The 521-nt window shown below is 54.7% G+C and carries 1 protein-coding gene; it reads left to right on the forward strand.

What is annotated here, in order from left to right; all coding sequences use genetic code 11:
• The first annotated feature begins 133 nt into the window (after positions 1-133).
• Positions 134-445: a hypothetical protein gene (locus tag ABD006_RS17935; RefSeq protein WP_023339388.1), complete on the forward strand. Its 312-nt coding sequence runs from the start codon at positions 134-136 to the stop codon at positions 443-445.
• The last annotated feature ends 76 nt before the right edge of the window (positions 446-521 follow it).

Genomic DNA, 521 nt, shown 5'->3' on the forward strand with positions numbered 1-521 from the left:
GGACGCGGAGCCATCGGCGTAGAGCTGGAAGAGGAGCGATTTTTACAGACGGTCTCCGAGATAGAAAAACAATAATCAACAGCCTCGCCTAAGTGCGGGGCTTTTTATTACCCGCCACGCGGGTGGCGGAGTCATGAACACAGCTATCGAATATGGAAATCCTGATCTCTGGCTGGTCTTGCTCATGCTGGCCGCCGGGGTGGTATCAAGCGCCCTGCTTTCCGAAACCCCTATCAACCCGCGCCGCCTCATCGGAGACGTTCTGAGAGGCGTAATCGTGGCCATCATCCTCTGGGCTTACGGCGCTATGGGCAACATCTCAATTTTGAACGTAATCACTCTCGCCGGTTTATCGGCTGTGGCATGGCCACACACCGTCAACGAAATCACCGGCTTTGCAAAACGAACTATCAGCCGAATTTTCGGCGGGAGAAAAGAACGATGAATTATGGACTGGTGAGCAAGCAAGACGCGCGCCTGTATGCCGAAGCCGTTTGCGATGTGATCGGGCATGGCAAGGC

The sequence above is a fragment of the Salinibacillus aidingensis genome, assembly GCF_039522525.1.
GTDB classification, from domain to species: domain Bacteria; phylum Bacillota; class Bacilli; order Bacillales; family Alkalibacillaceae; genus Salinibacillus; species Salinibacillus aidingensis.